The organism is Pseudomonas sp. LBUM1648, from assembly GCF_059716145.1.
In genome coordinates, this window is the sequence record NZ_CP166808.1 from 4,360,105 (window position 1) to 4,385,355 (window position 25,251).

Sequence of the window (25,251 nt, forward strand, 5' to 3'; positions counted from 1 at the left end):
TCCGCAAAAAAGGACTTTGAATGCACGTCGCTTCCGTTTTTCGCGCCCCGTTTGTGCGCACGTTTGCTGTTTCCCTGCTACTGACCGGCGTTACCGGAGTTCTCAGCCACAGCGCGATGGCGCAACCGGCGCTCCCCGAAGAATCCGCCCAGGGCGAAACCCTCAGCCCCGAAGCCAGTCCGCCGCAAAAAGGTGCGTACCTGTCGGACTGGTACAACCAGGACCTGACCCTGATCGGCAGCAAAGACATCAGCTTCGGCCCGCAGCCGGCCGATGACATCTATCTCGAATACGAGTACTTCGGACGCAAAGGCCCTTTCGAGCTGTACGGCTACATCGACGTGCCGAAGATCTTCAACATCGGTAACAGCCACGACAAAGGCGTGTGGGACCACGGCTCGCCGGTGTTCATGGAACACGAACCGCGCATTTCCATCGACTACCTCGCCGGCCGCAGCCTGGCCATCGGCCCGTTCAAGGAGTGGTACGTCGCGTTCGACTGGATCTACGACCATGGCAGCCGTAAGGAAAACCGCGCCAACACCCTGTACAGCGGCTTCGGCACCGACATCGACACCCATTCGCGAGTCAACCTGTCAGCCAACTTCTATGGGCGCTACCAGTGGGAAAACTATGGCGCGAGCAATGAATATTCGTGGGATGGCTACCGCGCGCAGCTCAAGTACATCGTGCCCATCGACAAATTCAGCAACGGCGCCTCGCTGACCTACATCGGCTTCACCAACTTCGATTTCGGCTCAGACATGCACAAGGACAACCCGGCGCGCACCGCCAACGCGACGGTGGCGACCAACGTCTTGCTGTACTCGTTCACCCATTTGCGCTTTACCCTGGTCGGGCGTTATTTCCACAACGGCGGCAACTGGGAGGACGGCAGTGAGCTGAATTTCGGCGACGGTAACTTCCGCGCGCGTTCCAACGGCTGGGGTTACTACGCCGGCATCGGTTATCAGTTCTGAAATCAGGAGATTTTTATGCAAGCAATGATGCGAGTTTCACTGGCCGCTGCCGCCCTGCTCTCTTCCACCGCATGGGCTAGCGATGCGCCAATCCAGCCCAAAGTCGTGCTGATCACCATGTTCGCCCCCGAGGCGCAGCACTGGATCGATCGCCTTGAGCTCAAACAGGAAGTCCGCGTGCCGGGCCTGTCCGCCGAGTACCCGAGCATCCGCTGCAACACGCAGCAGGTGTGCCTGCTGACCACCGGCATGGGCCAGACCAACGCGGCAGCCTCGACGCTGGCACTGGCCATGTCGCCGAAATTCGACCTGCGCAAAAGCTACTTCCTGATCGCCGGCATCGCCGGGATCAGCCCCAAACACGGGACCATCGGCACCGCCGCGTGGGCGCACTATCTGGTGGAGTTCGGCACGCAGTGGGAGCTGGATTCCCGTGATGCGCCCTCGACCTGGCCGACCGGCTACATCGGCATCAACACCAAAGGCCCGAACGAAAAACCGCCGCTGGATTACAAGACCGAAGTCTTCGAGCTCAATCCGACATTGCAGGCCAAGGCCTTCGCCCTGAGCCACAAGGTCGAACTGAGCGAGAGCAAGGAATCCGCCGCTTGGCGTTTGAAGTACCCGTCAGCGCCCGCCAACCAACCGCCAGTCGTCACCCGTTGCGACACACTGGCGGGCAACACCTGGTTTTCCGGCACACGCCTGAGTGAACGGGCCGAGGTCTGGACCAAATTGCTAACCGACAACAAGGGCGAGTACTGCACGACGCAACAGGAAGACAACTCCACCTACGAAGCCCTGCTGCGCGCCAGCCGTGAAGGACTCGTCGATGTGCAACGCCTGGCAGTGGTGCGCGCCGGCTCCGACTTCGACCGTCCTGAACCGGGCGGTAGTGAAGTGGATAATTTGCTCAAGTATGCCGATCAGGGTGGTTTTGTCCCGGCGCTGGAAAACCTCTATCGCACCGGCAATCCGCTGGTGCAGGACATCCTCAAAAACTGGTCTGCCTGGGAAAACGGCGTACCTCAATCCTGAAATCCTTGCGGAGCAACTGTAGGAGCGAGCCTGCTCGCGATAGCGGTGTTTCAGTCACCCATGCATCAACTGACACTCCGCTATCGCGCAAGTCCCTCGGCCAGCGGTGCTTCGACCAGACCTTGCGGCAACGGCAGCAAGTCTTCATCGAAGAACCGGCCGAACTGTTCCAGCATGGCCGCGCACGCCTCAACGCCGTACAGCAGCGAGTTGATCCCGACCACCGAACCGCCCTTGCGATACAACGCCAATGCTGGCAACTGCACATGGCCGTCCACCGGCGCGGCAATGATCGCGATGCGACCGAACGCGGCCAGTGCCGGCACCGGCATTTTCCGCGTGCTGCTCGATATACAAACCACGCGGATACGTGCGCGCCAGCGGCTGAACGGGCACATCGGTGCCACTGAGATCGGGCGGCGCGGCGAGGGCCATGGCGAGCATTCATTGGGGTTGGCGAAGACGCCATGGTAACCAGTGCGTCAGTGTGTCGCCTTTGATAGATACCGTCGGACAATCCGAGTGAATTTTCCCGGTGCGCTGCGATCCTTCTATTACCACAGGGAGGAATACGGGCTTTATGAACAACGCAAAACTCTACGTCATCGAATACACCCTTCACGGCACGCCCAAGTCGTTCATTATCCGCTCGGACAAAATGGACAACGCCGAGGCGTGGCACTGGGCGAGTTGCGACGCGGGCGTGGGTCGAATCCCGCGTTTCGGCCGCGAAAAAGTACAGAAGACCAGCAAACCGATGGCGGAAAAATTCGGTGTGGAAAACGTTGTCTGGCGACCGACCAGCTAAGCTTTGCGCAGCGATCGGGATCATTCGGGGGAATGCACAATGAGCCACATCAGCAGTCCGGCGCATCTGGATTACGGCCTGGACACATTGTTCGGACGTATCACCAAAAGTGTCGATTGTGAGGTGGGGCTTGAAGCCGTCGAACATGATCCGTATTGCTTTGCTCTGAGAGTGCCGGCACCGTTTCCTGAAAATCTTGATCAAGCGAAAACCGTGGTGGTCAGGGTTGAGGGGCGACGATTGCAAGGAACAGTCCGGCATACGGAACGGCTGGAGGATGAAAGTCTGAAACTGGAAGTGGAGCCTGATTAGGCTCCGCTTTTTTGTGGGCGCTGTTATTTAGGGTGCGCGCAATGGCAGCCTTTTTTTGAACACTCTTCACCGCCCTTGTGGTGGTGGGCGCAGGCTTCACAGCAATAGTGTTTGCCGTGCACGGCATATGAATGTTCGTTTTCCTTGATTGTGCAGCTACAGCCGGGACAATCGCATTTTTTATCGGGCATGGGACAGACTCCTTCAGTGGTGGTTGTCTGAGGCTTGAAGGGCAAGCCGTAGGAATCAGTGTAGGAGCTGCCGAAGGCTCGGGCCGCGATCGGACGATCTTTTGATTTTGTTTGGGGGTTTGGGGGTTTGGGGGTTGGGAGTTGGGGGCATATCCGTTGCTGCGGGTGTTGCTGATTAGGGTTCCGCCCTTACGGCGGGTCACTTTTTCCAGACGCCGAAAAAGTAACCAAAAAGGCTGCCCCCTGACGTACGGCACTTCGCCTAGGCTCAGTGTTCCCTCGCTACGGTGTCCATCCGGGGGCATCGCCTACGGTTTGCTTCGCTGCACCTCCTCTCGATGTGTGCGGCTTCGCCGCACGGCGCTGCGCGCCTACCCCCCGGATGAACACCTTCGCTCGGCCTGCCGATGGGCTGAAGAGCAAGATCAAAAGCCAAAGCCAAATCCAAAGCCGAAGCCGAAGCCGAAGCCGAAGCCGAAGCGGAAGCCGAAGCGGAAGCGGATCAAAAGATCGCAGCCTTCGGCAGCTCCTACAATTGGAATGGGTGCACCCTCCAGAGATTGGTCGGCTGTCAGGCCGCCATCGCTCGCAAGCCAGCTCCCACATGAAAATGAGTACACCCCGCACGCGGCGCATGCCGCCCCACTCAACACAATGAGCGCAAGCTCGAATACCGCTCTTGATCTCAAACGCCCGTCGGCAGGCTGAGTGGAGGGATTGATCCGGGGGTGGGAGCGCAGCGACCGTTTGGCGCAGCCAAACACGTCGAGAGGAGGTGCAGCGAAGCAAACCGGAGGCGATGCGCCCGGATCAATCCCGGAGCGAAGGAACCCCGAGCCTCAGCGAGCGGGCCGTACGTCAGGGCAAGCCTTTTTGGTTACTTTTTCGGCGTCTGGAAAAAGTGACCCGCCGTAAGGGCGGAACCCTAAGTCGCCCTCACAAAAATAACGGATATGTACTCAGTCAGAAGAGCGAACACTACTGCGATACATAAACACCAAAGCCAACCCCAAACAAACCATCGCCAAAATCCGACTCGAAGAAAGATCGATCGCCGGATTCCCCAACCAGCCAAAATTATCAATCAACATCCCCATCCCCAACTGCCCGACAATCACCGCCACCGTCGCCACCGCCGTACCAATCCGTGGGACAGCGCCAACCATCACAATCATGTAAACCACCCCGAACAACGCACCACTGAGCTGCCATTTCGGCACATCGAGCAAACTCACGGCATGGGCCGGTTCAAAAAACAGAATCAACAACCCCGTAACCAACGCCCCCACGGCAAACGTCAGCAAACTACTGCGCAAAACCCCAACGGTTTCACCCAGACGCCCATTGATCGCGGCCTGAACACTCAACACCGCGCCTGCCGCGACTACCACGGCCAACAAAATAATCAGATTCATCATCAACCCCGAGCAATCAAGACAAGTGCCGCAACAATCAGCAGCAGCGCCATCCAGCGCTCACCGTTGACCTTCTTGCGAGCCGCGCCGAACCAGCCAAAGTGATCAATCAACACACTCTTGCCAACCTGCCCGGAGAGGATCGCAATCATGGTCATGGCAATGCCAATGTGCGGGGTCGCCAAGGTCAGCACCACCACGTAGATCGGCCCGAGAATACCGCCGATCAACTGCCAGCGAGGCAATGTGTTCAGCGCCGGTCCTTGTTGCGGGCCGCTGAACAACAGCAGCAAAAACAGAATCGCCGCCCCAACGCCGAAAATGCTCAAGGTCGCCCACAAATGTCCGACCTGCACCCCCAGCGGCCCGAGCAACCCGGCCTCTACCGACAGCCCCATGCCCGCCAGAATCACCAGCGGCAGTAACAACAATCGCAACCCCGGTTTCGCCACCGGCGGCGCAACACTCACCTCATCCAACGTCTGCATAACTAAAACCCACGCAAATAATCGATGGCGCGGATTATCGACTGGCGGCGCTTTGCGATAAATGGGAGCATCCGGACAACACTTTTGCGTAACTCGCACAGCAGGATGATTCATGCACGGGCTCAACGAACTCGGATTCAAGGCACTCAGGCTATTTGTGGCGGTGCTAGACCACGGCAGTTTCTCCGAAGTCGCCCGCCGCGAAGGCGTGGCGCCCTCGTCGATTTCCCGGCAGATTCAGTTGATGGAGCAGGCGCTCAACCAGCAATTGCTCTACCGCCACACCCGCGCGGTCACACCGACCGAGGCCGGGCGCATGCTCGGCCATCATGCGCGGTTGGTGCTGGTGCAACTGGAAGAAGCCGAACAGGCGTTGCAGGAGCAGCAAAGCGAACCCACCGGCCTTGTACGAATCAACGCCCCAGTGGTGTTCGGCCAGCGCCATCTGACGCCGTGGCTGGGCCAGTTGTGCGCGCGTTATCCGAAGTTGCAACTGGATATCCAGCAGACTGACCACTACGTCGACCCGTTGCAGGAAGGTGCGGACCTGCTGTTCCGCATCGGCCCGTTGCATGATTCGAGCATGCAGGCGCGGATTCTGGCGCCACATCGCTTCCAGGTCGCCGCCAGCCCCGCTTACCTCAAACGTCACGGCACACCGCAACACCCCGACGAACTCGCGCTGCATCAATGCCTGGCCTACAAAGGCGCGACCGGCCAGCAGCGCTGGTTTTTCCGTCGTGACGGGCAGGACTGGACGCCCTACTCGGTCAAAGGTCCGATCACCGGCAACCACGCCGATACCCTCACCCAAGCCGCCGAGCAAGGCCTGGGGCTGGTGATGTTTCCGTCGTGGCTGATTGGCGAAGCGGTGCGCGAAGGCACGCTGGTGCCGGTGCTGAGGGAATATCAGGTATCGAACAGTCTGGAGCCGCAGCAGATTGCGGTGCTGTGGCCGGGGAGTCGTCGGTTGTCGGTGAAGGTGCGGACGGTGATTGATTTCTTCATCGAATGTTTCGGTGAAGTGCCTTATTGGGACAGGCCTTGAGAGGTTGAAGATCAAGAGCCCCTCACCCTGGCCCTCTCCCGGAGGGAGAGGGGACTGACCGAGGTGTCTTGCGTCATGCATCGACCTGAAAGATTGAGTCGATTATGGATTCGGTATAGCAGGTTCAAGTCGCCGTACATCCTCAATATCCCCCGATCAGTCCCCTCTCCCTTCGGGAGAGGGTTAGGGTGAGGGGCTTTCCCTGACACTCAGATACGGAACTGCCCAACCAGTTTGCCCAGTCGCTGCCCCAGATCCGCCAGACTGCGCGAAGTCTGCGCCCCCAACTGAGTCTCATCCGCCACGCTGTCCACCGCCACCGCAATCTGATGCACGCTGCGGTTGATCTCTTCGGCCACCGCCGTTTGCTCTTCCGCCGCACTGGCAATCTGCGCGTTCATCGAGTTGATCGTCGCGATCAATTCCGCCATCGCATCCAGCGACGCCCCCGCCTGATTGGCCTGCTGCGAGGTGCCATCACCCGCCTCGCTGGAACGGCGCATCGCTTCCACCGCCGACTGCGTGCCCGCCTGCAAGCGATCAATCATCCCCTGAATTTCCTGAGTACTGATCTGCGTACGACTGGCCAGCGCCCGCACTTCATCGGCCACCACGGCAAATCCGCGCCCGGCCTCACCAGCCCGCGCGGCTTCAATGGCGGCGTTCAAGGCCAGCAGGTTGGTCTGCTCGGCAATCGAGCGAATCACCCCCAGCACGCCGACAATCGAACTCACGTCCTGCTGCAAACTGTCCAGCGACACACCGCTGCTGCGGATGTCATCCACCAGCGCATGAATCTGTTTGATGCTGCCGGCCACCACGCGTTTGGCGCTCTGCCCTTCTTCGTCGGTCTGCTGGGCCGCGACCGCAGCGTTTTGCGCGCTCTTGGCGACTTCCTGGGCGGCGGCAGACATTTCGTTGATCGCCGTGGCCACCTGATCAGTCTCGTGGCGCTGGCGCTCCATGGCTTGATCCGAACGCTGGGCCTGATCCGACACCTGCGTCACCAGCCCGGTCAGTTGCGTGGTCATCTCGGTGATCTGCCGCACCAGGCCGTGGATCTTGTCGACGAAACGGTTGAACGAGCCGGCCAGTTCACCGAGTTCGTCCTGGCTGGTGATGTTCAAACGACGGGTCAAATCGCCCTCGCCCGCCGCAATGTCGTCGAGGTTGGCTTTCATCAGAGTCAGTGGACGCAGAATCGTGTTGGCCAGCAGCATCCCCGCCGCCGCGATCACCAACAGCACCACCACGGCCACGCCGACGATGCTGAGGATCACGCCTTGCATGCGTTCCTGTACCTGCGCTTCAACCTGCGCCACCTGCGCTTCGATGCCGTCAAGGTTGACCGAGGTGCCGACCGCCATGTCCCACTTCGCCAGGTATTCGGTGTAACCGAGTTTCGGCACCAGCACTTGCGCGTTGCCCGGCAGCGGCGAGCTGTATTGCAGATAGTGCGTGCCGTCCTTCGCCACTTTCACCAGACCGAGGTTGACGAAAACCCCGTTCGGGTCGCGGTTGTCCTTGAAGCTTTTACCCACGCCTTCCGGATCGTTGGCCTTGAACAGGCGCACGGTCTCGGAGTCGTAGCCGAAGAAGTAGCCGTCCTTGCCGTAGCGAATGCCCGACAGCAGTTTGATCGCCTGCGCGCGCGACTCGGCATCACCGGGGGCGGCAGCGTCATACAGCGGTTTGATCGTGGTCATGGCCACGGCGACGTAACTTTGCAGAGTGGCCTTGGCGTCGCCGAGCAGGCGTTCGCGGGTCTGTTCGACCTCTTTGTGCGCCTGTTCCTGGAGGATGAACAGCGTGGTCAGGCTGATGACCAGCGCAAAGAGCAATACCGGGAGAACGGCAAGGGACAGGACTTTGGCCTTGAGACTCAAGCGCATGGGGGAAGCTCACTCTTTTGATTTTATTGGCGTGGTTAAAGGCTTTAACGGCACGCCAGATCAAAAGTTGAGTCAGCAATTCCCCCCAATCCCCTGTGGGTTCAGAGAACCATCGCGGCCACCCAGCCGAACGCCAGCAATGGCAAGTTGTAATGCAGGAAGGTCGGCACCACGGTATCCCAGATGTGGTGATGCTGGCCGTCGATGTTCAGGCCGGAGGTCGGGCCAAGGGTCGAATCCGAGGCGGGCGAACCGGCGTCGCCCAGCGCGCCGGCGGTGCCGACAATGCAGACGATGGCCAGCGGACTAAAGCCTAATTGCACACACAACGGCACGAAAATGGCAGCCAGAATCGGTACGGTGGAGAACGACGAACCGATGCCCATGGTCACCAGCAGCCCCACCAGCAGCATCAGCAACGCGCCAACACCCTTGTTGTGATTGATCCACGACGCCGACGACTCGACCAGTGTCTGCACCTGTCCGGTGGCCTTCATCACTTCGGCAAACCCGGAGGCGGCGATCATGATAAAGCCGATCATTGCCATCATTTTCATGCCTTCGGTAAACAAATCATCGGTCTCGCGCCACTTGACAATGCCCGATACCGAGAAGATCAGGAAGCCGGCCAGCGCGCCGATAATCATCGAGTCCAGCAGCAGTTGAACGATGAATGCCGCCGCGATAGCCACACCGGCAATCATCAGACTCATCGGGTTGTACTGCACGACCACCTGCTCGACCTGCTCGATTTTCGTCAGGTCGTAAACACGCTTTTTGCGGTAGCTGATGAACGCCATCGCCAGGCCGAACACCATGCCCAGCGCCGGAATGCCCATGGCGTGAGTGACGTTGACGCCGCTGATGTCGACACCACTGCGGGCGACGTTGGCCAACAGGATTTCATTGAGGAAAATGTTGCCAAAACCCACCGGCAGGAACATGTACGGCGTGATCAGGCCGAACGTCATGACGCAAGCGATCAACCGGCGATCCAGTTGCAGCTTGGTCAGCACATATAAAAGCGGCGGCACCAGCAGCGGAATGAACGCGATGTGGATCGGCAGGATGTTCTGCGAGGCAATCGCCACCACCCACAACAGGCCGATCAGCAGCCATTTGACGCTGCCACCACCGGTCGAGTGCTGACGGTCGACCATGGCCAGTGCCTTGTCGGCCAGCGCATGGGCCAAGCCGGACTTGGCGATCGCCACAGCGAAAGCGCCGAGCAACGCGTAGGACAACGCCACCGTCGCCCCGCCGCCCAGACCGCTGTTGAACGCCTTGAGCGTGGCGTCGATGCCCAGACCACCGGTAAGGCCGCCGACCAATGCACCGACGATCAAGGCGATCACCACGTGCACGCGGGACAGGCTGAGGATCAGCATGACGCCGACCGCAGCAATCACTGCATTCATTTCACTACCTCAAAAACACTGCGGTGGACAATTCACCGCCAGACAGGATGAGTCCGCCCTTGAAGCACCGGCGGATTTGCAAAGAGGGTCTTATTAGAAGGGCGCGCACTGTGCCGCAGAGTGGCGGCGGTGTCAAAACAACTGCCCATTATCCAGGGCCAGGCACAATCTTTGTGGCGAGGGGATTTATCCCCGATGGGTGGCGAAGCCGCCCTCCTGCATTCTTACAGGCACACCGCATTTGCGGGTTTTGCGACTGCTGCGCAGCCGGTCGGGGATAAATCCCCTCACCACAGGTTTTGTGTTTACCCCAAACAGGGTTTCCAGCCTCCGCATGCGGCAATTGGTCATATTGTGTTTCAAAAATAAAGAAAGCCGAAACGCGGCCGTTACAGTGCAAAGTCTCAGATATTTATCGAATAAGGATGTTTCCATGTCGCTCAGACAACTTTCCATCCAATGGAAAATCACCCTGCTTGCCGGGCTTTGCCTGGCGGGTATCGTGACCCTGTTGGTGGGTCTTTCGCTGTATCGCATGGAGCACAGTTCCGAACTGGTGAAAGCTTCGAGCATGGAGATGCTCACTGAATCGGCGCAGGCGCGCATCGAGTCTCAGGGCGAGGTGCAAGCGGCGGGCATTCGCCAGCAGTTCATGGACGCTTATCAGTACGGCCACGGTTTTTCGCGTCAGGTGCTGTTCCTGCGTGAACAGGCCGAAAAACGCTTCCTCGATGCCTTCGACCTGCGCGAAGACATGACCCGTCAGGTCAAGTCAGCCCTGCAAGCCAACCCTGACTTGCTCGGCCTGTCGCTGGTGTTCGAAGCCAACGCACTGGACGGCAAGGACGAATTGTTCGCAGGTCAGGCCGAACTCGGCAGCAACGACAAGGGCCGCTTCGCCCTGTACTGGTCGCAACCGACCCCGGGCAAAGTCACCTCGATGGCCCTGCCGGAAAGCGACATGGCCGACACCAGCACCGGCCCCAGCGGTCAGGCGGCCAACGCCTGGTTTACCTGCCCGCGTACCACGCTCAAACCGTGCGTGATTGAACCGTACTTTTATGTGATCGATGGCCAGAACGTGCTGATGACCAGCATCGTCTTCCCGCTGATGGTCAACGGCAAAGTCATCGCCTCGCTGTCGGTGGACATCAACCTCAACAGCCTGCAAGCGATCAGTCAGGGCGCGAGCAAAAAGCTCTACGACGGTCAGACCGCCGTGAGCATCATCAGCCCGGTCGGCCTGCTCGCCGGTTACAGCCCGGACGCCGGCAAACTCAGCCAGCGCCTGGATGCCGTGGACAAGACCAGCGGCGCCGAGCTGTTGCGTATGCTGTCGTCGAGCGCCAGCGTCAGCAGCCTGCACAGCAACGGCCAGTTGAAAGTACTGTCGCCGTTCCAGCCGATTCCCGGCGGGCCGTCGTGGGCGGTGTTGCTGGATGTGCCGGAAAAAGTGCTGGTGGAGCGCGCCGAAGCACTCAAGCAGCAACTGGATGCGAGCAACACCTCGGGTACCCTGATCGAATTGAGCCTCGGTGTACTCGCCGCGTTAATCGGCCTGCTGCTGGTGTGGCTGATGGCGCGCAGCGTGACCAAACCGATCCTCGGCGTCGCGCACATGCTCGAAGACATCGCCAGCGGCGAAGGTGATCTGACCCGACGTCTGGCCTATGACAAGAAGGATGAACTGGGTCAACTGGCCGGTTGGTTCAACAAGTTCCTCGACAAGTTGCAGCCGATCATCGCCGAGGTGAAACGCTCGGTGCAGGACGCGCGTAACACCGCCGACCAGTCTTCGGCGATCGCCACCCAGACCAGCGCCGGCATGGAACAGCAATACCGTCAGGTCGATCAGGTTGCGACCGCCTCCCACGAAATGAGCGCCACGGCACAGGACGTCGCCCGCAGCGCCGCGCAAGCAGCGGAAGCGGCCAAGGATGCTGATCGCGCCACGCGTCAGGGCCTGACCGTGATCGACCGCACCACCGCCAGCATCGACACCCTCGCCGCCGACATGAGCGCGGCGATGGTTCAGGTCGAAGGTCTGGCCGCCAACAGCGAGAAGATCGGCGCCGTGCTGGAAACCATCCGCGCCATCGCCGAGCAGACCAACCTGCTGGCACTCAACGCAGCCATCGAAGCGGCCCGTGCCGGTGAGGCCGGACGTGGTTTCGCCGTGGTCGCCGACGAAGTCCGCAACCTCGCCCGCCGCACGCAGGAGTCGGTGGAAGAAACCCGTCAGGTGATCGAACAACTGCAGAGCGGCACGCAGGATGTGGTCGGTTCGATGGGCAACAGCCATCGTCAGGCCCAGGGCAGCGTCGAGCAGGTTGGCCAAGCGGTGACCGCACTGCGGCAGATTGGTGATGCAGTGACGGTGATCAGCGACATGAACCTGCAGATCGCCAGTGCCGCCGAAGAGCAAAGCGCGGTGGCTGAGGAGATCAACAACAACGTGGCGACGATTCGCGATGTGACGGAGTCGTTGTCGGAGCAGGCGAATGAGTCGGCGCGGGTGAGTCAGTCGCTGAACAGCCTGGCGAATCAGCAGCAGAGTTTGATGGATCAGTTTCGGGTTTGACGGCCCATTGCAAAACCCAATGTGGGAGCGAGCCTGCTCGCGAAAGCGGTGTGTCAGTAAACGATGATGTGTCTGACCCACCGCATTCGCGAGCAGGCTCGCTCCCACAAGGGATTGGTGGTGTTTGGGTGATCAGCGTTTAGGCAACTCGATCACCACCTTCAACCCGCCCCACTCGCTCTCGCCCAACACCAACAACCCACCCCACGTATCGACGATATCGCGCACGATCCCCAATCCCAGACCATGCCCGTGAGTCTGCTCATCCAGCCGCGCGCCCCGGCTGAATACCTGAGCACGCTGCTCCTCGGGAATCCCCGGCCCGTCATCCTCAACGCTCAGAGCAAAACCGTCGGTTCGTTCAATCACGCTCAAGCGCACTTCGGCATCCGCCCACTTGCAGGCGTTATCCAGCAGGTTGCCGAGCAACTCGAGCAAATCCTCACGATCCCACGGCAATTGCAGCCCCGGCGGCGCCACATAGCTCAACGCCAGATGTTCGCCGTGGATCATGTTCAACGTCGCCAACAACCCCGGCAGTTCCGCGTCGCAATCAAACAGCGCACCCGGCAGCGCATCGCCGGACAGCCGTGCGCGATTGAGCTCGCGGTTAAGTCGCTGCTGCACCTGTTCCAGCTGTTCCTTGAGGATCTTGCGTAGCTCGGGATGGCCATCGAGTTTTTCGCTCGACGCCAGGCTCAACAGCACCGCCAACGGTGTCTTCAGCGCATGGCCCAGATTGCCCAAGGCATTGCGTGAACGCTTGAGGCTGTCTTCGGTGTGCGCGAGCAAATGGTTGATCTGCGCTACCAACGGCTCCAGCTCAACGGGCACCTGATCGTCCAGTTGTGAACGCTGGCCCTGCTGCAACTGAGCGATCTGCTCGCGGGCCTTTTCCAGCGGCTTCAGGGCGCGGCGCACGGTCAGCCGTTGCAAAAACAGAATCAGCAACAACCCGGCCAATCCCAAGCCAAGGCCGATCTGGCGCATACGCTGGAAACTTTCGCGAACGGGCGTGTAATCCTGCGCGACGCTGATCGATATCGATTGCCCCAGCCGCCGATAGTCCGAACGCAGCACCAGCAACTGCTGACCGTCCGGCCCCAATTGCAGGTTGCTGTGCAGGCCGGGGCGTTCAAGCAGCGGCAGATCCTGATCCCACAACGAGCGCGAGCGCCAATGGCTCTCGGCAAAGTCGATGCGGAAATAATGCCCGGAAAACGGCCGCTGATAGGCCGGCGACAAATGTCGCTCATCCAGTTGCAAACCCTGCGGCCCGCGCACCAGCGCCACCAGCAGGCTCTCGCTGTCGTTACGCAACCCGGCTTCGAGGTAGCGCTGCAAACCCATTTCAAACAACCACAGACTGGTCTGCGCCAGCACCAGGCCGACGACCACCATCACGCTGATCAACCCCAGGCTCAAGCGGCGCTGGATTGATCTCACGAAGCTTGCCCGCCGAACAGGTAACCCTGGCCGCGACGGGTTTCGATCACGCTTTTGCCGAGTTTACGGCGCAGGTGATTGACGTGGACTTCGAGGACGTTGGAGTCGCGCTCGGTCTCACCGTCGTAGAGGTGTTCGGCGAGGTGGCTTTTGGAGAGGATCTGTTCCGGATGCAGCATGAAATAGCGCAGCAGGCGGAATTCGGCGGCGGTCAGCAGAATGTCCGCACCGTCGCGGGTCACGCATTGGCGGCCCTCGTCCAGATGAAGGCCGGCAGCCTTTAGCGTGCTTTGATTGGCCTGGCCCTTGGAGCGACGCAGCAACGACTGAACGCGCAGGTGCAGCTCTTCGGGGTGAAACGGTTTGGTCAGGTAATCGTCGGCGCCAGCCTTGAGGCCTTCGATACGTTCGGCCCAGGAATCGCGCGCCGTCAGGATCAACACCGGAATCGCCAGACCGCCCGCGCGCCATTGCGCCAGCACTTCAAGCCCCGGTACACCGGGCAGGCCGAGGTCGAGGATGATCAGGTCATAGGGCTCGCTGCTGCCCTGATACACCGCATCGCGGCCGTCCGCCAGCCAATCCACCGCATAGCCTTGGCGTTGCAGGCCCGCGATCAATTCGTCGGCCAGCGGTACGTGGTCTTCCACCAGAAGCAAACGCATCGATCAATCTTCCTTGTCTTTCACGAGTTCACCGGTATCGGCTTTCAGGTGCAGCTCACGCGCAACACCCTCGGCTGTCAGCAACTCGACTTCATAAATGTAGACGTCATGTTTCTCTTCCAGCTCGACTTCCAGCAGTTTCGCCCCGGGATAGCGATCCATGGCCTGCTGCAGCACTTGCTCCAGCGGCAGAATCACCCCGCGCTCACGCAGCTTCAGGGCTTCGTCCTGATCGAGGTCGCGAGCCATCGCAGCCGAGCAGAAAATCACAAGCGCCAACGCAGTGCGACTGGTGGCGCGAACATTCACCTTCATTACGTATCCTGATGATCCTTGAGAACCTGCCCGCTGACCGCGTCTAATTCCAGATCCCACTCCAGCCCCTGCGGATCACGCATTTCGACCTGGTAGATGTACTTGCCGTACTCTTCTTCCAGCTCGGTTTCGGTGATCGTTGAACCCGGGTGTTTGGCCAGTGCCGTGGCATTGAGCTTCTCGAAGGAGACGATAGTACCAGCGTCGCGCAGACGCAGGGCTTCATCGGGTCCCAGATCGCGAGCGTGAGCGAGGCTGGCGGTGAGGCCGAGGATCGAGGCGAGGGAAAGGGCAGTCAGGGTTTTCATGGGTGTCTCCGTATTTTTTATGTGTTGCGACGGTGGGCACCTTAGCGGGAGCAACTTAACTGAAACTGAATTGCCATCATTGCTCCAAGGCAATAAAGGGTCCCCCTGTGGTAGCAGTGGTTCTATAATCCTTCGCTTGCTAACGATCGAGACCGGTATGACAGCCATCCACATCAAATTCCCCGCCCTCACCCTCAAGGCCGGCCCCCGAGCCATGGCGCGGATTCGAGCCCAGGGTCTGAACGCCGCCGACGTCGGCACCCTGCCCGGCGCGGCCGGTGGACCGAAGGCGTTGGGGATTCAGGGGCTGGATCTGGCGTTGTTCGGTGAATGGCTGCCGAGCGCGCCACGCGAGCGCTCGCTGATCGGCGCCTCGGTCGGTTCCTGGCGCTTCGCCAGTGCCTGCCTGCCCGATGCCGCCGAAGGCATCCGCCGCCTCGGGCGCTTGTACGCCGAGCAGAATTTCAACAAAGGCGTGACCATGGCCGAGATCAGTCAGAGCTCGCAGCGCATGCTCAACGACCTGCTCGACGGTCGCGACGCGAGCATCCTGAACAACGCCGATTACCGCCTGAACATCATGGTGGTCAAAAGCCAGGGCCGCCTCGCTGATGATCATCGTGGCCGACTTGGCCTGGCGCTGGGCTCGGTGATCGCCGACAACCTGCGTGGTCGCGCGCGGCTCTCGCGGCACTTCGAACGGCTGATCATTCACGATCCGCGCCTGGCGCCACCGGTCAATGCGCTGAACGATTTCCCCTCGCGCTTCGTCGAACTCAACGCCGGCAATCTGCGTCAGGCGCTGCTGGCCTCGGGTTCGATCCCGATGGTGATGGAAGGCGTGCGCGATTTGCCGGGCGCCGGTGAGGGGACGTTCCGCGACGGCGGTCTGCTCGACTATCACCTCGACCTGCCCTACAGCGGCGACGGCATCGTGCTCTATCCGCACTTCACCGACCGGGTGATTCCGGGCTGGTTCGACAAAACCCTGCCGTGGCGCCGCGCATCGGTGGAGCGCTTGCAGGACGTGCTGTTGCTGGCGCCGTCGAAGGAGTATCTGGCGCGCCTGCCCTACGGCAAACTGCCCGACAGGAACGACTTCAAACGCTTCATGGGCGATGCGTCGAGCCGGCAGAAGTACTGGCACGCGGCAATGGACGAGAGCCGGCGCCTCGGTGACGAATTCCTCGAACTGACTGCCAACGGTCGCCTCGCCGAACGCTTGCTGACCCTTTAGTCAGCACGGCCAAACACAAGCTGATAAACTCGCGGCCTGCCCGAATCGCTGCGGCGAACGCCATCTGAACAGAGCTGAAAATACTGTGGAAATCTTCAAGGAATTTACATTCGAATCCGCCCACCGCCTGCCGCACGTCCCGGACGGCCACAAGTGCGGGCGTCTGCACGGTCACTCGTTCAAGGTGGCGATTCACCTCAGCGGCGACCTTGATCCGCACACCGGCTGGATCCGCGACTTCTCCGAGATCAAGGCGATTTTCAAGCCGCTGTACGAGCGTCTGGATCACAACTACCTGAACGACATTCCTGGCCTGGAAAACCCGACCAGTGAAGTGCTGGCCAAATTCATCTGGAATGAAATGAAGCCGCTGCTGCCGGAACTCAGCGCGATCCGTATTCATGAGACCTGCACCAGCGGTTGCATCTATCGCGGCGAATGATCCAACACCGATACCCCGTGTAGGAGCTGCCGAACGCGGCCCGAGCCTTCGGCAGCTCCTACGGGATCGGTGTTTATCCAGGGAAATAGAGAACAGCCTCCCCGGCTGTTTTTTTATGCCTATGCTCTTTGGCTCAAACCCGCCAAGAGGACAGGCCCATGACGGACTGGCTGCTGGATCAGGTCTTTGACTTCAACGGCTACCCGGTGCGGCATGCCGTACGCGGCGACGGCCCGCCGCTTGTGTTCGTGCATGGCACGCCCTTCTCGTCCTATGTCTGGCATCGCATCGCGCCGCACTTTTTCGCCACGCACCGCGTGCATTATTTCGATTTGCTGGGCTACGGGCGCTCGGAACAACCGGACGCTGACGTGTCACTCGGCGTGCAAAACCAACTCCTCGCGCAACTGCTCGATCACTGGAACATCCAGCGCCCCGACGTAGTCGCCCACGACTTCGGCGGCGCCACGGTACTGCGCACGCATCTGCTCAACGAAAAGGATTACCGCAGCCTGACGCTGATCGACCCGGTGGCGCTGACGCCGTGGGGGTCACCGTTCGTGCAGCACGTGCGCCAGCATGAAGCGGCGTTCAGCGGCCTGCCGGATTACATCCAGCGCGCCATCGTGCCGACCTACATTCGCGGGGCGATACACCGGGATATTCCCGATGATGAACTGGCCCCGTACGTGCAGCCGTGGCTCGGCGATCCGGGGCAAGCGGCGTTCTATCGGCAGATCGCGCAGATGGACGAACGCTATACCCGTGAAGCCGAAAATCTGTACCCGGCGATACGCTGCCCGGTGCAGATTCTCTGGGGTGAGGACGACCAATGGATTCCCATCGAACGGGGTCGGGCGTTACACCAGATGATCCCGGGATCACAATTTCACCCAATCCCCAACGCCGGCCACCTCGTCCAGGAAGACGCCCCTGAAGCGATCGTCGCTGCATTGCTGCGATTTCTTTGACGCGCGGCGTCCGCGTCCCGGAATGGCGCAAGTGCACAAAGGCCAAACCACTCATATAGAGTCGCTAAATGCCGAAGAATCAGTGTTCCAAGATGCATCATCAATGCACCAATTTCATGCCTATCCCTGCGCTGTGTGAATCAAAATCCCAGCTTTCGATTGTGTCAAAAAGTATTAACTTCACCATTTAGAGCCAACCCTTCAATCCATGTATGAAGCCCCCGTTTAATGACATGCCGAGATTTAGACGTCCCTGACTCTTCAAGAATATCTTTCAATATCGGTGAATGAGTAACAACCCAAATCTGCGATCGCTTGCTGGCAGAACTAATCAAAACAGCCAACGACCTGAGCATATCGGGATGCAAACTGTTGTCAGGCTCATTCAAAACAATGAATGGAGGCAAAGAACTGGATGTCAGCGCAACAGCTAGGCAAATATATTGCAAAGTGCCGTCAGACAGTTCCCACGCATTGCTTGTGCGGTTACTTTGAGGAAATCGAAGTCCAAAAGAAACGGTACGTTCCGGCCTTGAAATCTCCAAAATAGCCCCTCCGAATGTATCCGCAATCAACTCTTCAACAACATCGAGATCTTGAACTATATATTTATGCGTCGCCAGAACCGCAGCGAGATTTGCTCCAGACGAATGAAGTACCGTGTCACTAACTGCGTAGCAAGGCTTGCGAATGGGCGACTCAATATCAGTCCTGAAACCGTGATAAAAACGCCACCCCATAATTTCATGTTTGACGCGTAATACCTCCGGAAAACGTTCTGCATCCGTGAGAGAGCTTAATGCCGTAGCAGAGGGGAATAGTCGAATAGCATTCGACATGTCGAGAACGGCCATTTCTCGATCCATCACCTTCAAGAAACCATTTTCTCGGAACATCAAAGTATGACTTTTCCGTCCATTATGAAAAATCAGTTTTTCAGTTTTGATTTGAGGTTCAAACTCAAAACCATCGCCCAATACAATCTTTTCTCCAAAAGCGGTTTTTTGCGGCACTAGTCCCGCTGTGATTCCGTAACTGTAATAGCCATCATCATCTGAAAAAGTCGAGAACCGCACTTCAAAAATAATTTTTGAACGGTCTGCATTGCGCTTTGAATTCTCCGAAAGGATCGACTGCATGCCACCCTCCCGAACGATAAACTTCGAAAACTCTCCCGTTGCAGCAGCCTGCACGAGCTTGAGTGCATTATATAAATTAGTTTTCCCAACTCCATTTTCACCATGAAAAATATTCAAACCATCAAGATTCAGAAACACATCATCAACAGAGCGGTACCCTTTAATTGAAACAGACAATATTCTCACGATTAAAGCTCCACGCAAAATTCGCCATTAAACGAGACCACTCGATCAGCCAACTTTAATATCGACTCTCGATGAGCAACAATGATCACAATATTAGACGCATTATATTTTTTGATATTTGAGATCACTGCTCGCTCAGCAACCTCATCAAGGAATGCCGTGCTCTCGTCAAAAACGACGACCTTATGGTCTCGCAAAAAACTTCTTGCCAAGGCAAGACGTTGACGCTCGCCTCCCGACAACATTAAACCCCTGTCTCCAATTTCCGTATCCAGCCCGGATGGCAAGCCTTTTAGAAATCCACCAAGGTCAGCAAGTTTTAAAACTGCTTCTAATCTTTCATCAGGTGCATTTTGATCAGCGATTCTTAGATTAAATCTTAACGACCCGTTGAATAAACCAACCTCTTGGGATACGAAAGAAAACCTAGAATAGAAGTCTTGATCAGACAAATCTTCTATCGCAACACCACCATATTTAATTAAACCCGAAGAGGGTGTATAGAGCCGCATCAGCAACTTGACAATTGTCGACTTACCCACACCAGATGGACCGGTGATCGCAACTACTTCACCCGGAATAAATCGGATTGACAAATCGTGCAGCACCTTTTCTGTAGGTCGCTCAGGGTAAGAAAATCGAACATTAGAAAATTCCAGGTGATGACTAATATTCGGAAGCTCATTACCTTTACCAACATGCCGAACTTCACAAGCGTCGAGATGTTTCAGCAAGGGTGCAAAGCCACCGAGTGATTCAATCATGCTACCAATACTTTTTAAAAGAGCATCGTATGGCTGACACACCTGAAACATATAGGCTGCAACCATTACAAAATGACCAACACCTATCTCTCCGGAAAGTAACCTTAGTGAAGACTCATAAAGAACAACAAAAAAAACAAGCGAAAAAACACATACCCTAAAAACTTCTAGACAAGTACTTCTCCTATAAAAACCCAACCAAGACTGATAAACACCTTCTTGATCTTCACGAAAAAAAACGCAACAGAAATTCATCGGCCAAATATATACGTATTGTCTCAATATTAGAAACAATGCCATGAATGGTTTTTGAACTCCCCATCTCTTTTAATATCACAACCTTGAACAACTCTGACAAGCGCCCAATCATTGAAGAGCTAATAATTGCATACGTAAAAACATACAAAAAAATCATGAACATTACGAAAAAATCTTTAAAAAACCACAACACAACTAACGATACGAATATTTGAACGATAGAGGGCAGTATACTAACCAGCATTGATCGAATTGTGTTATCCATACTCGCAGAAGCACATTGCAGCACCTGCGCCAGTTGCGCCGGGCCTTTTATCAGGCTCTCACATGCAGACAAACGAATAGATCTCTTAATGAACATCTCACCAAGATTTATATTCACCCGCTGGATAAACATCATTGTCATTACATCGGACAAATGAGAAAACACCTGAGATATAAAAATAACGCCGACTACCAGGCTCAAAAACATCAAAAACTGCTCATGATTACCTGATGCAACCGCAAGCATCCTCTGCAAAAATAACGGTACGAGACCAAAACCTATCGCGGTAAGGAAAATCAACACTACTAAAAAGGCCAAACGACTTACGTCCTTTGATTTCATGGACAACTTCAGTAGCGTATAAGTATCAACAAATCCTTTGACATTCATTTGGATACTTCCCGAAAACTCAGCTTGAACAGTTCATGAGGCAACAGAGGAAAAGATTGGTCACCCGTCATTAGAGAATTCAGGGCTAGTTGCTCTCCGGCACACCCTTTCATCAGACCACACCCTAAAGTAGACGCCCCCTGAATCGACCAATACTTACTTTCTAAATCGACGTTCAAAGCTTTCTTGAATAGTCGCTGATAAATTAACTCTACCCCCAACACTCCGTTTGAAACTGAGAAATTTTCTTTACTGGCCGAAGCTTTGAAATTCTTCTCGAACATCGCTCGAAAATTGTGCTCCTGCAAAAACCTGTCAAGCACGTCGATATTAAAATGTCTTCTCAAAAAATCGAAAACATAAATAATTCCCGCGCCTCCATGCGCCCATCCAAACTCATTTTGAAGCTCTATGCTTCGAGGCTTATGCCTTAAATCTGGCCAGTTGCCAAGTTGCCGCTCAAAGCAGTTGATTTCCGACGTAATTACGCCTTTTATCAATGGAACGACCGTTCGATCAGATATATCAAAAACCATCGCATATACAGCGATCGAATAAGCGATACCTGCTTGCCCATGCGAAAGCCCACATAATATTTTTTTAGGATGCATTGAGATATTACTAGGGAATATTATCTGCTCACCGTCTAATTCAGATCTCGCGACTAACGCTTCGAATAGTAATCTAGAAACATCTTGCCACTCCTCCTTCTTTGACAATTGAAAATAACAGCTGGCGACCACCAAAGCTCCAGCAAGACCATAGATCAAGCCCGAACCTAGATTTTTATATTCTTCAGAATAAAAAGCCGCAACAATTTTATCGGTTGCAGTTGAAATAAAGGAGGAATTTCCATCTATAAAAATTGGCGCTATAGAACTTAGCCCACCGACATATGCTCCACCTATTGGAGACGACGATAGCAACTCATCACCTAAAATCATCTCAAAATATGCAAACAAAAACTCCTTATTCTCCGATTCTGATTCGAATAATCTCCCAGTAGCAGCGAGATAACCAAGCCCACCCGAACCTGAAAACAAATCAAACCCTACGGTAGTTAACTCGAGATAGCTTTCACACCTACTAGTAAACATTAAAGGAGGAGACCGAGTATCAATCATGTGTTTAGCAGTTATATTTACTGCAGAAGGCGTTGCTTTTAGAACCAAGCAATTAGAACCTTCTTCTTCCTCAAAACCATGAACCTGATTAAACCTACAGTTCAATTCAACTATTTTTTCCGCCTCTCGGTATACACACTTTAAAAATTGAATCTCGCTACCAAACCCCTCATTCACTATGCGATATAAATTATCCCTCACACTGTCGTATCCGCTTACATAATTAATCAGCTTAATACTTTCAGCAGCATGAGTTGACCAAACAGCAAGATCTTTCGCACAAGAAGTAAATCTGGGAACATCCCCAAAAAAGCAGGATTCAACCTCCGCCCTTAAGAGAGCGGAGTCAGCCCGATGATCTTCGACTGATCCTAGGCAAGACTCGATGTATTTTTTTCTATCCTGGTTATTCTTTAGAAACCGCGGATGATAGGAAGCCTCAATCACCAAGCAATAGTTAGCCGTATCTCTCAAGATTATTCTATTTCTCAGATTAGAAGTTTGATTCAAAAACTCTACAAAACGCTGATACTCATAAATTATGACCTTGTAGCATTCAACACAACCTGCAACGATATGTTCAATATAGTCTATTGGATTCTGTACCTCACCATCAAACACCACCGCATTTGGATTTGTGTTTAATGATACTTTTCTAACGGATTGTTTCCGAAATATATTTCCTATGCCCGCGTGCTCGGTGTCGGCAAGTCCATCTGTGTACTTAATAACATTCGGCACAAGCCCTGTTCTGGGTATTCCCAAACGCGGCGCATCAACATAGACATGATGAAATACCGCCTCCAAGTCGACCGGAACGGGGTTTCCTTGATGAGTTACGATATTTTCATAATGGAGGTCGGTAATTCCTAACGACGCAGCCGCAGCAATCAAATAACCTGCCAATCTATAGTAATTCTCTACTTCCGCCTTGCTTTTCAAAGGAACCTGATCACACCACTTCACCCACCCGAAACCCTGCCCCGATATATATTCTGGAAACTCCCAACCGCGAATACCACATTGTTCATTGAAAAAAGCTCCAAGAAACTCGCTTGTTTTCCTTTCCAACTCCAAATCACGCAACTTCAAGGCAAAAGCAGGGCATCCTTGAACATAAAAAAGTGCCACGTTTTTATTTCCATCGTGACTCTCGTCTCCCAGCAAAAACACATCACTCACTTCATGAGGACCATCCAAAAAACCACTACGCAGCAATTCTGGAAGCGACTTTGCAAAACACTCTTTAACTAGTGAGAAATTCTCTAGCTCATCCACAAAAAGTTTATCCAGCAAGTACCTCAGCGACTCGTACTTCCTCAAAAACTCGAGATACAATTCGTCCTGCTCTAAAAAATCCTCGTAGGCCATACTGACCCCAAGGTTTTCATTAACATGTGACACCTCTGCCTCGATGGATTGGCGAACATAGCTTTCAACCTTATTTGCCACGTGTATAGCAAAGGCATTAGCCAGCTTCTTATCAATCAGACAAGCAAGATCAAACTTTTTACTCTCATACAGGCTATTTAAAAATTCATTCACTAAAACCCTGTGTGAGCCAGAATAAGTCGCCATAGAATCAACCATCGAGAAATCACTCACTAACACTTCCTTATGTCAATTGAAATGCCGCCTTGAGGCGGCACATACCTAGTTAAAAACGACTACATTGGCTCTGGATACCAGTCCATAACAGGTGCCACTTTTTATTGATTTCGGAGAGTAAGAAGCATAGCAACACCGACTGAAACATTGAGTACAATTACTTGTTGCCGCCCCCGTATGTACAGGCCTAGTCAGTTCCATTCCCGGGGGAGTGTTCTCAACTTGCATAAGAAGTGGATCTACGTACTTCTCCCCAAAGCCAGCGCTCATCATAACGCCGTCCGCCCGAATAACATCTTTAATAGTTTCGATATCAACGTTTCGAATATTCATCGCACATCCTTGTATCGCCATTAGAATTTTCTGAAAAATCGTGAATCACTTGCACTTATAGATATATTGGATCAAGCCTTTACGGTCAATAAATTAAAGGCAGGAATAAGACTAATATCCTGTAGGATTATTCCAACAAGACCATGGGAGCAATCCATACTTAATTCAAAATATGAAGATTTTCACACAAACAATAAATTCGTTAGAACACGACATGCCTACTGATCCAACACTTAGATGTTCAACAATCAATAACTTAGACATCTTCAAACATTGGGACGGACGCTACTCAAACCTGGCACGACCACTGCAACCCTCCCCCGCGTCTCCCCTTTTCAGCAAGGAACGCCCCATGACGCAAAACGATCCCGGCAACGATTACCCCCTCAGTGAAGTCCCCATGCATGCACGCAAAGGCCTGGCCTCGACCGCCATGGTATTGCTGGGCTTCACCTTCTTCACCGCGACCATGTTTGCCGGCGGCAAGCTCGGTGTGGCGTTCGGTTTTGCCGAGATGATGGCGGTGATCATCGTCGGCAACCTGCTGCTCGGCCTGTACGCGGCGGGCCTGGGTTACATCGCTTTCAAGAGCGGTCTCAATTCGGTGCTGATGGGTCGTTTCTGTTTTGGCGAAGTCGGCAGCAAGCTCAGCGACCTGATCCTCGGCTTCACCCAGATTGGTTGGTACGCCTGGGGCACAGCGACCGCTGCGGTGGTGCTCGGTAAATACTTTGATCTGGGCGAAGGCGCGGTGCTGGGTTTGATGGTGCTGTTCGGCCTGGTGTTTTGCGCCACGGCGTATGTCGGCTATCGCGGCCTGGAGATTCTGTCGTACATCGCGGTGCCGGCGATGATGCTGCTGTTGATGTTGTCGATGTGGGTGGCGACGGTGAAAGTCGGCGGTTTCGAGGGCTTGCTCAGCGTGGTGCCAAGCGGCTCGCTGGATTGGTCGACCGCGATCACCCTGGTGTTCGGCACCTTCGTCAGCGGCGCGACCCAGGCGACCAACTGGACGCGCTTTTCGCGCTCGGCAAAAGTCGCGGTGTTGGCCAGCCTGATCGGATTTTTCATCGGCAACGGCTTGATGGTGCTGATCGGTGCGTACGGCGCCATCGTCTATCAACAACCGGACGTGGTGGAAGTGCTGCTCCTGCAAGGCTTCGCCATGGCCGCGATGGCCATGCTGCTACTCAATATCTGGAGCACCCAGGACAACACCATCTACAACTTCGCCGTCGCCGGCTGCAATCTGCTGCGCACCGGCCGACGCAAAACCGTAACCCTGGCCGGCGCAGTGATCGGCACCCTGCTCGCCCTGCTGGGCATGTACGACATGCTGGTGCCGTATCTGATTCTGCTCGGCACGGTGATCCCGCCGATTGGCGGGGTGATCATGGCCGACTTCTTCTTCCGCTGGCGTGGGCACTATCCGCGCCTGGCCGACGCACGGCTGCCGGCCTTCAACTGGCCGGGCCTCGGGGCCTACGGGGTCGGCACCGTCGCCGCGTTCAGCTCGCCGTGGGTTGCGCCGCTGGTAGGCATCGCCGCTGCCGCGCTAACGTATGTCATCGTCACCGGCCTGCTCGGCGCCCGCAGCGCCAGCGCGCCACTTCAAGACTTATAAAAAAG

At 55.8% G+C, this 25,251-nt stretch carries 23 protein-coding genes and 3 pseudogenes; 11 read left to right on the forward strand and 15 right to left on the reverse strand.

Annotated features, from left to right (window positions below; translation table 11 throughout):
- The first annotated feature begins 20 nt into the window (after positions 1-20).
- Complete coding sequence (locus ACA043_RS19725; RefSeq protein ID WP_489881060.1) at positions 21-980, forward strand: nucleoside-specific channel-forming protein Tsx; 960 nt, start codon at positions 21-23, stop codon at positions 978-980.
- Between the two features lie 15 nt (positions 981-995).
- Positions 996-2,018, forward strand: a complete 1,023-nt coding sequence (locus ACA043_RS19730; protein WP_497657770.1) for a purine-nucleoside phosphorylase — start codon at positions 996-998, stop codon at positions 2,016-2,018.
- An 80-nt stretch (positions 2,019-2,098) separates the two neighbouring features.
- On the opposite strand, the pseudogene ACA043_RS19735 reads toward ACA043_RS19730, so the two are convergent.
- Positions 2,099-2,344 (reverse strand): annotated as a pseudogene (locus tag ACA043_RS19735) (quinone oxidoreductase family protein); the annotation flags it as partial.
- 13 nt (positions 2,345-2,357) lie between these two features.
- Positions 2,358-2,453, reverse strand: a pseudogene (locus ACA043_RS19740) (AraC family transcriptional regulator); the annotation flags it as partial.
- A gap of 145 nt (positions 2,454-2,598) precedes the next feature.
- Here ACA043_RS19740 and ACA043_RS19745 point away from each other — a divergent pair.
- Positions 2,599-2,826, forward strand: coding sequence for a DUF6555 family protein (locus ACA043_RS19745; protein ID WP_008081484.1), 228 nt, complete (start codon positions 2,599-2,601; stop codon positions 2,824-2,826).
- Between the two features lie 39 nt (positions 2,827-2,865).
- Complete coding sequence (locus ACA043_RS19750) at positions 2,866-3,138, forward strand: hypothetical protein (protein ID WP_401268419.1); 273 nt, start codon at positions 2,866-2,868, stop codon at positions 3,136-3,138.
- A gap of 23 nt (positions 3,139-3,161) precedes the next feature.
- Here ACA043_RS19750 and ACA043_RS19755 read toward each other — a convergent pair whose 3' ends face one another.
- The 3 genes from ACA043_RS19755 to ACA043_RS19765 all read right to left on the reverse strand — a co-directional run bounded on the left by ACA043_RS19755 (position 3,162) and on the right by ACA043_RS19765 (position 5,232).
- On the reverse strand, positions 3,162-3,329 hold the full coding sequence (locus tag ACA043_RS19755; RefSeq protein WP_497657771.1) for a metallothionein: 168 nt from the start codon (positions 3,327-3,329) through the stop codon (positions 3,162-3,164).
- A 959-nt stretch (positions 3,330-4,288) separates the two neighbouring features.
- The gene (locus tag ACA043_RS19760; protein WP_095191284.1) at positions 4,289-4,747 is read right to left on the reverse strand and encodes a DMT family transporter; all 459 of its coding nucleotides are present in this window, start codon (positions 4,745-4,747) and stop codon (positions 4,289-4,291) included.
- Positions 4,747-5,232: a DMT family transporter gene (locus ACA043_RS19765; RefSeq protein ID WP_489881062.1), complete on the reverse strand. Its 486-nt coding sequence runs from the start codon at positions 5,230-5,232 to the stop codon at positions 4,747-4,749. Before ACA043_RS19765 ends, ACA043_RS19760 begins: the two co-directional genes overlap by 1 nt.
- A gap of 112 nt (positions 5,233-5,344) precedes the next feature.
- Between ACA043_RS19765 and ACA043_RS19770 the strand changes: the two genes are divergently transcribed.
- Positions 5,345-6,280 (forward strand): LysR family transcriptional regulator, encoded by a 936-nt coding sequence (locus ACA043_RS19770; RefSeq protein WP_497657772.1) that lies wholly within the window; start codon positions 5,345-5,347, stop codon positions 6,278-6,280.
- A gap of 209 nt (positions 6,281-6,489) precedes the next feature.
- Here the strand turns inward: ACA043_RS19770 and ctpM are convergent, their stop codons facing one another.
- Together ctpM and ACA043_RS19780 are read right to left on the reverse strand one after the other, a co-directional pair.
- Positions 6,490-8,172, reverse strand: a complete 1,683-nt coding sequence (ctpM, locus tag ACA043_RS19775) for a methyl-accepting chemotaxis protein CtpM (RefSeq protein ID WP_497657773.1) — start codon at positions 8,170-8,172, stop codon at positions 6,490-6,492.
- Between the two features lie 101 nt (positions 8,173-8,273).
- Entirely contained in the window at positions 8,274-9,590 is a 1,317-nt protein-coding gene (locus ACA043_RS19780; protein ID WP_401266340.1) for a Na+/H+ antiporter family protein, read from the reverse strand.
- 1,576 nt (positions 9,591-11,166) lie between these two features.
- On the opposite strand from ACA043_RS19780, the pseudogene ACA043_RS19785 reads away from it, so the two are divergent.
- Positions 11,167-11,313 (forward strand): annotated as a pseudogene (locus ACA043_RS19785) (HAMP domain-containing protein); the annotation flags it as partial.
- A gap of 102 nt (positions 11,314-11,415) precedes the next feature.
- Complete coding sequence (locus ACA043_RS19790; protein WP_401266348.1) at positions 11,416-12,171, forward strand: methyl-accepting chemotaxis protein; 756 nt, start codon at positions 11,416-11,418, stop codon at positions 12,169-12,171.
- A 132-nt stretch (positions 12,172-12,303) separates the two neighbouring features.
- Here the strand turns inward: ACA043_RS19790 and ACA043_RS19795 are convergent, their stop codons facing one another.
- Genes ACA043_RS19795 through ACA043_RS19810 form a run of 4 tightly spaced genes read right to left on the reverse strand, consistent with a single transcriptional unit; the run spans position 12,304 to position 14,905 of the window.
- Positions 12,304-13,617: a sensor histidine kinase gene (locus ACA043_RS19795; RefSeq protein WP_187677599.1), complete on the reverse strand. Its 1,314-nt coding sequence runs from the start codon at positions 13,615-13,617 to the stop codon at positions 12,304-12,306.
- Positions 13,614-14,282: a response regulator transcription factor gene (locus ACA043_RS19800; protein WP_187677598.1), complete on the reverse strand. Its 669-nt coding sequence runs from the start codon at positions 14,280-14,282 to the stop codon at positions 13,614-13,616. Before ACA043_RS19800 ends, ACA043_RS19795 begins: the two co-directional genes overlap by 4 nt.
- 3 nt (positions 14,283-14,285) lie before the next feature.
- On the reverse strand, positions 14,286-14,597 hold the full coding sequence (locus ACA043_RS19805) for a PepSY domain-containing protein (RefSeq protein WP_187677597.1): 312 nt from the start codon (positions 14,595-14,597) through the stop codon (positions 14,286-14,288).
- Positions 14,597-14,905, reverse strand: coding sequence for a PepSY domain-containing protein (locus ACA043_RS19810; RefSeq protein WP_187677596.1), 309 nt, complete (start codon positions 14,903-14,905; stop codon positions 14,597-14,599). Before ACA043_RS19810 ends, ACA043_RS19805 begins: the two co-directional genes overlap by 1 nt.
- Positions 14,906-15,062: 157 nt before the next feature.
- Here ACA043_RS19810 and ACA043_RS19815 point away from each other — a divergent pair, with 157 nt between their 5' ends.
- From ACA043_RS19815 to ACA043_RS19825, 3 genes are all read left to right on the forward strand, one after another.
- Positions 15,063-16,142: a patatin-like phospholipase family protein gene (locus tag ACA043_RS19815; RefSeq protein ID WP_489881065.1), complete on the forward strand. Its 1,080-nt coding sequence runs from the start codon at positions 15,063-15,065 to the stop codon at positions 16,140-16,142.
- 85 nt (positions 16,143-16,227) lie between these two features.
- Complete coding sequence (gene queD / locus ACA043_RS19820; protein WP_003223505.1) at positions 16,228-16,584, forward strand: 6-carboxytetrahydropterin synthase QueD; 357 nt, start codon at positions 16,228-16,230, stop codon at positions 16,582-16,584.
- Positions 16,585-16,742: 158 nt separating this feature from the next.
- Positions 16,743-17,555 (forward strand): alpha/beta fold hydrolase, encoded by an 813-nt coding sequence (locus tag ACA043_RS19825; RefSeq protein ID WP_401266332.1) that lies wholly within the window; start codon positions 16,743-16,745, stop codon positions 17,553-17,555.
- Positions 17,556-17,719: 164 nt separating this feature from the next.
- Here ACA043_RS19825 and ACA043_RS19830 read toward each other — a convergent pair whose 3' ends face one another.
- Genes ACA043_RS19830 through ACA043_RS19845 form a run of 4 tightly spaced genes read right to left on the reverse strand, consistent with a single transcriptional unit; the run spans position 17,720 to position 23,286 of the window.
- The gene (locus ACA043_RS19830; RefSeq protein ID WP_497614856.1) at positions 17,720-18,880 is read right to left on the reverse strand and encodes an AAA family ATPase; all 1,161 of its coding nucleotides are present in this window, start codon (positions 18,878-18,880) and stop codon (positions 17,720-17,722) included.
- Between the two features lie 2 nt (positions 18,881-18,882).
- Positions 18,883-19,944, reverse strand: a complete 1,062-nt coding sequence (locus ACA043_RS19835) for an ABC transporter ATP-binding protein (RefSeq protein WP_497657774.1) — start codon at positions 19,942-19,944, stop codon at positions 18,883-18,885.
- The gene (locus tag ACA043_RS19840; protein WP_497657775.1) at positions 19,871-20,557 is read right to left on the reverse strand and encodes an ABC transporter transmembrane domain-containing protein; all 687 of its coding nucleotides are present in this window, start codon (positions 20,555-20,557) and stop codon (positions 19,871-19,873) included. The genes ACA043_RS19835 and ACA043_RS19840 overlap by 74 nt, the downstream gene beginning before the upstream one ends.
- Positions 20,554-23,286 (reverse strand): DUF4135 domain-containing protein, encoded by a 2,733-nt coding sequence (locus ACA043_RS19845; RefSeq protein WP_497657776.1) that lies wholly within the window; start codon positions 23,284-23,286, stop codon positions 20,554-20,556. Before ACA043_RS19845 ends, ACA043_RS19840 begins: the two co-directional genes overlap by 4 nt.
- 688 nt (positions 23,287-23,974) lie before the next feature.
- On the opposite strand from ACA043_RS19845, the gene codB reads away from it, so the two are divergent.
- A complete protein-coding gene (gene codB / locus ACA043_RS19850; protein ID WP_401266322.1) occupies positions 23,975-25,246 on the forward strand; it encodes a cytosine permease in 1,272 nt (423 codons plus the stop codon).
- Positions 25,247-25,251: the final 5 nt, after the last annotated feature.

Coding starts and splice junctions, on each gene's coding strand:
- ACA043_RS19725 (WP_489881060.1), top strand. CDS start 21: ATGCACGTCGCTTCCGTTTTTCGCGCCCCGTTTGTGCGCACGTTTGCT.
- ACA043_RS19730 (WP_497657770.1), top strand. CDS start 996: ATGCAAGCAATGATGCGAGTTTCACTGGCCGCTGCCGCCCTGCTCTCT.
- ACA043_RS19745 (WP_008081484.1), top strand. CDS start 2,599: ATGAACAACGCAAAACTCTACGTCATCGAATACACCCTTCACGGCACG.
- ACA043_RS19750 (WP_401268419.1), top strand. CDS start 2,866: ATGAGCCACATCAGCAGTCCGGCGCATCTGGATTACGGCCTGGACACA.
- ACA043_RS19755 (WP_497657771.1), bottom strand. CDS start 3,329: ATGCCCGATAAAAAATGCGATTGTCCCGGCTGTAGCTGCACAATCAAG.
- ACA043_RS19760 (WP_095191284.1), bottom strand. CDS start 4,747: ATGATGAATCTGATTATTTTGTTGGCCGTGGTAGTCGCGGCAGGCGCG.
- ACA043_RS19765 (WP_489881062.1), bottom strand. CDS start 5,232: ATGCAGACGTTGGATGAGGTGAGTGTTGCGCCGCCGGTGGCGAAACCG.
- ACA043_RS19770 (WP_497657772.1), top strand. CDS start 5,345: ATGCACGGGCTCAACGAACTCGGATTCAAGGCACTCAGGCTATTTGTG.
- ctpM (WP_497657773.1), bottom strand. CDS start 8,172: ATGCGCTTGAGTCTCAAGGCCAAAGTCCTGTCCCTTGCCGTTCTCCCG.
- ACA043_RS19780 (WP_401266340.1), bottom strand. CDS start 9,590: ATGAATGCAGTGATTGCTGCGGTCGGCGTCATGCTGATCCTCAGCCTG.
- ACA043_RS19790 (WP_401266348.1), top strand. CDS start 11,416: ATGGAACAGCAATACCGTCAGGTCGATCAGGTTGCGACCGCCTCCCAC.
- ACA043_RS19800 (WP_187677598.1), bottom strand. CDS start 14,282: ATGCGTTTGCTTCTGGTGGAAGACCACGTACCGCTGGCCGACGAATTG.
- ACA043_RS19805 (WP_187677597.1), bottom strand. CDS start 14,597: ATGAAGGTGAATGTTCGCGCCACCAGTCGCACTGCGTTGGCGCTTGTG.
- ACA043_RS19810 (WP_187677596.1), bottom strand. CDS start 14,905: ATGAAAACCCTGACTGCCCTTTCCCTCGCCTCGATCCTCGGCCTCACC.
- ACA043_RS19815 (WP_489881065.1), top strand. CDS start 15,063: ATGACAGCCATCCACATCAAATTCCCCGCCCTCACCCTCAAGGCCGGC.
- ACA043_RS19825 (WP_401266332.1), top strand. CDS start 16,743: ATGACGGACTGGCTGCTGGATCAGGTCTTTGACTTCAACGGCTACCCG.
- ACA043_RS19835 (WP_497657774.1), bottom strand. CDS start 19,944: ATGGCATTGTTTCTAATATTGAGACAATACGTATATATTTGGCCGATG.
- ACA043_RS19840 (WP_497657775.1), bottom strand. CDS start 20,557: ATGAATGTCAAAGGATTTGTTGATACTTATACGCTACTGAAGTTGTCC.
- codB (WP_401266322.1), top strand. CDS start 23,975: ATGACGCAAAACGATCCCGGCAACGATTACCCCCTCAGTGAAGTCCCC.